The sequence below is a fragment of the Angustibacter aerolatus genome (genome assembly GCF_054776675.1).
In genome coordinates this window covers 1-6,727 of record NZ_BAAHBM010000129.1, presented here as the reverse complement: position 1 = coordinate 6,727, position 6,727 = coordinate 1, and the positions used below count along the sequence as shown (strand labels likewise).

The 6,727-nt window shown below is 76.3% G+C and carries 7 protein-coding genes; 5 read left to right on the top strand and 2 right to left on the bottom strand.

Annotated elements, in window-relative coordinates; genetic code table 11:
- A partial coding sequence (locus tag ACYVI6_RS17645) for a M48 family metalloprotease (RefSeq protein WP_460447619.1) occupies window positions 1–489 on the top strand: 489 nt, incomplete at its 5' end.
- A 118-nt stretch (window positions 490–607) separates the two neighbouring features.
- Window positions 608–1,792 carry a glycosyltransferase family 4 protein gene (locus ACYVI6_RS17640; RefSeq protein WP_460447618.1) on the top strand — a complete coding sequence of 395 codons (1,185 nt, stop codon included), beginning with the start codon at window positions 608–610 and terminating at the stop codon, window positions 1,790–1,792.
- Window positions 1,793–1,796: 4 nt separating this feature from the next.
- Here ACYVI6_RS17640 and ACYVI6_RS17635 read toward each other — a convergent pair whose 3' ends face one another.
- Both ACYVI6_RS17635 and ACYVI6_RS17630 read right to left on the bottom strand, forming a co-directional pair.
- A complete protein-coding gene (locus tag ACYVI6_RS17635) occupies window positions 1,797–3,167 on the bottom strand; it encodes a hypothetical protein (protein WP_460447617.1) in 1,371 nt (456 codons plus the stop codon).
- Between the two features lie 44 nt (window positions 3,168–3,211).
- Window positions 3,212–4,999 carry an AMP-dependent synthetase/ligase gene (locus ACYVI6_RS17630; protein WP_460447616.1) on the bottom strand — a complete coding sequence of 596 codons (1,788 nt, stop codon included), beginning with the start codon at window positions 4,997–4,999 and terminating at the stop codon, window positions 3,212–3,214.
- 214 nt (window positions 5,000–5,213) lie between these two features.
- Here ACYVI6_RS17630 and ACYVI6_RS17625 point away from each other — a divergent pair, with 214 nt between their 5' ends.
- The 3 genes from ACYVI6_RS17625 to ACYVI6_RS17615 form a co-directional block, all read left to right on the top strand.
- A complete protein-coding gene (locus ACYVI6_RS17625) occupies window positions 5,214–5,636 on the top strand; it encodes a hypothetical protein (RefSeq protein ID WP_460447615.1) in 423 nt (140 codons plus the stop codon).
- Window positions 5,637–5,724: 88 nt separating this feature from the next.
- Window positions 5,725–6,174, top strand: coding sequence for an SRPBCC family protein (locus ACYVI6_RS17620; RefSeq protein ID WP_460447614.1), 450 nt, complete (start codon window positions 5,725–5,727; stop codon window positions 6,172–6,174).
- A gap of 9 nt (window positions 6,175–6,183) precedes the next feature.
- Window positions 6,184–6,727 (top strand): ArsA-related P-loop ATPase (locus tag ACYVI6_RS17615; RefSeq protein WP_460447613.1); only part of this gene is annotated, 544 nt, incomplete at its 3' end.

Here is a 6,727-nt window from a genome sequence, read left to right as displayed (position 1 = left end):
GGTGACCTCGACCCGGGCGGCGGCTCGCGCGGCTCGGACGGCTCGGACGGCTCGCGCGGCTCGCGCGGCTCGGACGGCTCGGACGACTCTGACGACCGCTCGCAGGACGCGGCCGCCACCCGGCGCGGTCCGGCTGCCGGTCGCGGCGGGGCGACCGCGCTGGCCGACTCGCGGTGCGTGGCGCTGCTGCTGATGCTCGTGACGGTCGGCTCGCTGGCGGCCTCGCCGGTCACGAACCTCGTGTCGCGGCGCATCGAGGCCAGCGCCGACCGGTTCTCGCTCGAGCTCACCCGCGACCCCGCCGACTTCGCCGCCATGCAGCGGCGGCTCGCCGTGTCGAACGTCAGCGACCTGCGACCGCGCTGGTACCGCACCGCGCTGTACCAGAGCCACCCCGACCCGGCCTGGCGCATCGCGATGGCACGGGCGTGGGCCGAGCAGCACGACCTGCCCGGCCCGCAGCCGGTCGGCCGTCCGCTGCCGCGCTGAGCCCGCGTCGCACCGGCCCGAGCACGCCGGCGTCCCCGTGCCTGCAGCGGTGGTGCCAGCGGTCGTGGCAGCTGCCACCTCGCCGGCCACCGCGGGCGCTCGGCCTAGGGTGGCGCGCGTGACGGACCCCGTGGACCTGGCCCGCGAGCCGGTGGGAGCGAGGTCGGGTCGCACCCTGGTGGTGACGAACGACTTCCCGCCGCGCACCGGGGGCATCGAGTCGTTCGTGCTGGCGATGGCGCAGCGGATGCCGGCCGACCAGGTGGTGGTGCACACCGCGCGGCAGGACGGCGACCGGGCGCACGACGCCGCGCTGCCGTTCGAGGTGGTGCGCGACCGCTCGCGGCTGATGGTGCCGACGCCGGCGATCGCGCGGCGCAGCGCCGAGGTGGCGCGGGCGCACGGCTGCGACCGGGTGTGGTTCGGGGCGGCGGCGCCGCTGGGGCTGATGGCGCCGACGCTGCGGGCGGCGGGCGTCGAGCGGGCCGTGGCCACGACGCACGGGCACGAGATCTGGTGGTCGAGCCTGCCGGGCAGCCGCCGGGCGCTGCGGGCCATCGGCGAGCGCACCGACGTGCTCACGTACCTCGGCGAGTACTGCCGCTCGCGCATCGCCCGCCCGCTCACCCCGGCCGCCCGCGCGCGCATGGTGCAGCTGACGCCGGGTGTCGACGACGCGAGCTTCCGGCCGGGCGCGGGCGGCGAGCAGGTGCGCGCCGAGCACGGGCTGGGCGACCGGCCCGTGGTGGTCTGCGTGTCGCGCATGGTGGCGCGCAAGGGGCAGGACGTGCTGGTGCAGGCACTGCCCGAGATCCGGCGGCGGGTGCCGGGCGCGGCGCTGCTGCTGGTGGGCGACGGCCCGCACCGAGCCGCGGTCGAGCGGCTCGTCGACCGGCTCGGGCTGCGCGACGACGTCGTGCTGGCCGGCCGGGTGCCGTGGCAGCGCACCCCGGCCTTCTACGACGCCGGCGACGTGTTCTGCATGCCGACGCGCACCCGGCTCGGCGGCCTCGAGCCCGAGGCGCTGGGCATCTGCTACCTCGAGGCGGCGGCGACCGGCCTGCCCGTGGTCGCCGGCGACTCGGGTGGCGCACCCGACGCGGTGCTCGACGGCGAGAACGGGTATGTCGTCGACGGGCGCTCGGTGGCGCAGGTGGCCGACCGCGTCGCCGGGCTGCTGGCCGACCGCGAGCTCGCCGAGCGGTTCGGACGCCGGGGCCGGGCCTGGGTGGCGGAGCGGTGGCGGTGGGACGACCTCGCCGTCCGGCTGCAGCGCCTGCTCGCCGGTCAGTCGGTGGGCTGACGCGTCAGCTCGAGGACGACACGCCGACCGGCTCGTCGGCAGCCGCCACCTCGGGCTCCGACCACGCCTCCGGACCGCCGGCGGCCACGGCCAGCGCGACCAGCGCCAGGCACAGCCAGTACTGGTTGTAGAACGCCTGCTTGTTCACCAGGTTCGCGACGAGCAGCACCAGCGCCATCCACCCGAGCAGCTCGCCGAGGCCAGGCCGGCGGCGGTGCACCGCGAGGCAGGCCCCACCGAGCGCGCCGAGCACCGCGAGCCCGGTCAGCCAGAACGGCGGCGTCCAGCCGAGGTCGGTGAGCGCGGCGAGGTAGAGCGTGTTCGCGAAGCGGATCGGGTGGAAGCCGACGAGCAGCGTCACGGTGTCGTGCCACATGTCGGCCGGCGAGGCGAGGAACCAGGGCGCCACGAGCACGCCGGCGAGCCCGCCGGTGGCCAGCACGCGCCGCCAGCCGAAGGCCGGCCACACCGCGAGCAGCGGCGCGAGCAGGACCAGGTGCTGCTTGCTGGCGACGCCGAGCGCCAGCGGCACGACCGCCCACCAGGCGTGCCCGCGGCGCACCAGCAGCGCCCACCCGGCCAGGCAGGCCAGCAGCAGCGGCTCGGTCCAGGCCTGCTCGGCCTGCGTCACCGAGCCGGGAGCCAGCGCCACGAGCAGGGCCGCCGCGACACCACCACCGACGACCCCCGACCGTCCGGCAGCCGCACGGCCGGACGCCGGGCGGCCACGGTCGAGCGCGACGGTGCAGGCCAGCGCCACCAGCAGCCAGACCAGCAGCGCCCAGCGGACGTCGCCGGCCAGCCACCGCCCGGGCGCCAGCAGCACCGCCGTCCAGGGCAGGTAGGTGAAGGCGTCCTGGATGCCGGGGGAGCCGGTCCACGTCATCGCGTACGGGTTCTGCCCGTGCAGCATCCCGTCGGCGGCCTGCTGCAGCGTCACCCAGACGTCGATGGCCGGGTGCGGCGAGACCACGGTCGCGGCCGTCGTCCACGCCACGACGCCGACCGCGGCGACACCGAGCGCGACCGGCTCGGCCCGCCGGCCCAGCCCGAGCAGCGCGGCGGCGAGCAGCACGCCGGTGCCGGCGGCGACGTGGGCGAGCAGCCGACGGTCGCCGGGGGAGGCGTGGCTGAAGAACGGCACGACCTCGGTGACGACGGCGCCGGCGAGCAGCGCGGCGGCCAGCAGCGGGCGGGGCAGCGGCGGCGGGGTCCAGCGGCGCACCAGGGCCGTGGTGAGCAGCACCGCGGCCGACGTCAGCACCAGCACGATCGCCAGCCGGAACCGCACGACGCTCCACTGCAGCGCCGTCAGCACCCCGACCCAGGCCACGAGGAAGGCGGCCGCGGCGAGGCGGTCGGGCAGGCGGCGCACCCCTGGAGGCTACCGGCCCGCCGTCGGCGTCTCTGCCGGGCGCGTCAGCGGTAGAGCTCCTCGACCTCGGCCGCGAAGTCCTTCATGACGACGCCGCGCTTGAGCTTCAGGGACGGCGTCACGTAGCCGCCCTGCTCGGTGAAGTCGACCGGCAGGATGCGGAACCGGCGGATCGACTCGGCCTTGCTGACCTGGTCGTTGGCGTCGTCGACGGCGCGCTGCACCTCGCGCTGCACGTCCTCGTCGCCGGCCGCCTCCTCGACGCTCATCTGCGCCTTGCCCTGGTGCTTCAACCAGGCCGGCAGCATCTCGTCGTCGAGGGTGACCAGCGCGGCGACGTACGGCCGGGCGTCGCCGACGACGATGCACTGCGACACGATGGTGTTGGCGCGGATGCGGTCCTCCAGCACCGCGGGCGCGACGTTCTTGCCGCCCGCGGTCACCAGGATCTCCTTGCGGCGGCCGGTGATCCGCAGGAAGCCGTCGGCGTCGAGCTCGCCGAGGTCGCCGGTGCGGAACCACCCGTCGTCGAGCACCTCGGCGCTCGCCTCGGGGTTGTTCCAGTAGCCGGCCATCACGTTGTGCCCGCGCACCAGCACCTCGCCGGTGTCGTCGACGCGGATCGACACGCCGGGCAGCGGCGGCCCGACGGTGCCGATGCGCAGGCTGTCGGGCGTGTTCACGGTCGCCGGCGCGGTGGTCTCGGTCAGCCCGTACCCCTCCAGCACCGTGATGCCGGCCCCGTGGAAGAAGTGCCCGAGGCGCTCGCCGAGCGGCGCGCCGCCCGACACGCAGTACTCGATGCGGCCGCCCATCGCCTCGCGGATCCGCGCGTACACGAGCTTGTCGAACGCCGCGTGCTTGGCCTTCAGGACGACGCCGGCCCCGCCGTCCTGCTGCGCGCGGCTCCACTGCTCGGCGACCTGCGCGGCGTACCGGAACGCCTTGCCCCTGCCCTCGCCGTCGGAGCGCGCCTCGGAGGCGTTGTAGATCTTCTCGAACACCCGCGGCACGGCGAGGATGAACGTGGGGCGGAACTCCGCCAGGTCGGGCATCAGCTGCTTGACGTCGGCGGTGTGCCCGAGCCGCGCGCCCGCGGTGAACGCCAGCACCTGCACCAGCCGCGCGAACACGTGCGCGAGCGGCAGGAAGAGCAGGGTCGACGCGTGGTCGGTCGACACGACCGTCCCCAGCCGCGCCACCGCGTTCTCGCTCAGCGCCAGGAAGTTGCGGTGGGTCAGCTCGCAGCCCTTGGGCCGGCCGGTGGTGCCCGAGGTGTAGATGAGGGTGGCCAGGTCGTCGGGGCGGGCGTGCGCCCGGCGCTCGGCGAGGACGTCGTCGCCGACCCCCGCACCGGCGGCGACCAGGTCGTCGAGGCCGCCGGCGTCGAGCTGCCACACGTCGCGGACGTCGGGCACCCGGCTGCGCACCGAGCCGACCACGCGGGCGTGCGCGGGCGTCTCGACGACCACGGCCACCGCCCCGGAGTCGGCGAGGATCCACGCCACCTGCTCGGCGGACGACGTCTCGTAGACCGGCACGGTCACCGCGCCCGCCGTCCAGATGGCGAAGTCGACCAGCGTCCACTCGTAGCGGGTGCGGCTCATCAGGGCGACGCGGTCGCCGGGCTCGACGCCGGCGGCGATCAGCCCGCGGGCCACCGCGTCGACCTCGCGGCGAAAGGCCCTCGCGGTGACGTCGGCCCAGCGGCCCTGCACCCGCCGGCTGAAGACGACCCGCTCGCCGAAGCGCTCGGCGTTGCGCACGACGAGGTCGCCGAGGTTGCCGCTCGTCGGCTCGGCCACGAGGGCTGGGACGGTGGACTCGGCCACGGGTGCCTCCTTGCGCGAGGACGTCGGTCGTCGTCGGGACGTCGCCGCCGACCCTATCCAGACCGTGCCCCGCCCGACCCGGACCTCGCCCATTCTGGCCCGTCCGGCGGTCGTGCGGTGGTGCCCTGTGGACGGACGACGCGGCCGCGGGGTGCCCGCCGCGACGACGGCCGGGGGCTCAAGCCGGCTGGCTGGCACGCCGATGCTGCAGGGCGTGGAGCCCGAGACCCTGCCGGCGACGCCCCCGACCACCGCGACGAACGATCGGCCGGCGCTGCCCGAGCGCTGCCCCGGCTGCGGCCTGACGCTGCGCGGCGCCATCACCTGGTGCCCCACCTGCTTCACCGACCTGACGCCCGCGCCACCGCAGGCCGCTGCGCCGCAGCCCGTCGCCGCAGAGCCCTCGGACGGTGCGGACGACCACCCGCCCGCGACGGACGCCGACGCCGACGCGGCCCTCGAGGCGGCAGCCGACCGCATGCTCGCCGCGCTCGCCGCGAGCGAGCGCAGCACCGGGGGGCTGTGGTCGCGCGTGCCCGGCACCCGCGGGGCCAGGGCGGCGGTCGGGGCGGCCGGCTTCGTGGCGGTCTGCGGCATCGCGCTGGTCGCCATGCTGCTGCTCGGCCACCTCGTCTGAGCCGCACCCTGCACGCCCGCCGCACCGGGGTAGCCTCTGCGTGACGACCCGGGCCCGACGTCCGGCAGGACCCGGCGGAGGGGACCCGATGGCTGACCGCACCGAGTCGAGCACCGTGGTGGAGGCACCCCCCGCCGACGTGCTCGCGGTGATCGCCGACTTCGAGGCGTACCCCGAGTGGACCGGCGCGGTGAAGTCGACCGAGGTGCTGTCGTCCGGCGCGAAGGGCCGCGCCCAGCAGGTGCGGTTCGTGCTCGACGCGGGCGCCATCAAGGACACCTACAGCCTCGACTACGCCTGGGCGGTGCGCGCCGACGGCACCGGCACCGTGAGCTGGACGCTCGACGAGCCGGCCACGGTGCTCAAGGCGCTCGACGGCAGCTACGAGCTGACCGGGCCCGAGCAGGGCCCCACCACGGTGACGTACCGGCTGGCCGTCGACGTCCGCATCCCGATGCTCGGCATGCTGAAGCGCAAGGCCGAGAAGAACATCATCGACACCGCCCTGAAAGAGCTCAAGAAGCGCGTCGAGGGCTAGGCGGTGCGCGTGCTGGTGCTCACCGGCGGGGGCGGCACCGGCCGGACGACGGTGGCCGCCGCGACCGCGGTGCAGGCGGCGCACCACGGGGTGCGCACCCTGCTGCTGGGCCTCGACCCCGACGGCGGTCTCGACGACGTGCTCGACGTGCCGCTGCCCGCCGGCCGGCCGCTGCAGGTCGCGCCGCGCCTGGACGCCGTGCAGGTCGACGGCGCGGTCCCGAGCACCTCGAGCGGCGAGGCGCCCACCTCGGACGACGACGGGCTGGCGGCCGTGGCGCGCGGGGTGCACGAGGAGGTGACGGCGCTCGCGGGCCCGGCGCTCGAGCAGCTGCTGGCGCTGGGTGCCCTGGCCCGCCGCTCGGGGCACGACCTCCTCGTCGTCGACGCCGGCCCCACCGCCCACACCGTCCGGCTGCTCGGTCTGGCCGAGGCGGTCACCCGGGTCGTCGACGCACGGCTGCCCGCCGAGCTCGGGCTGCTCGACCCGACGCCGCCGGGGCGCGCCGGCCCCGATGCCGACGCGGCCGGCCCGCGACCGCACGTCGCCGTGG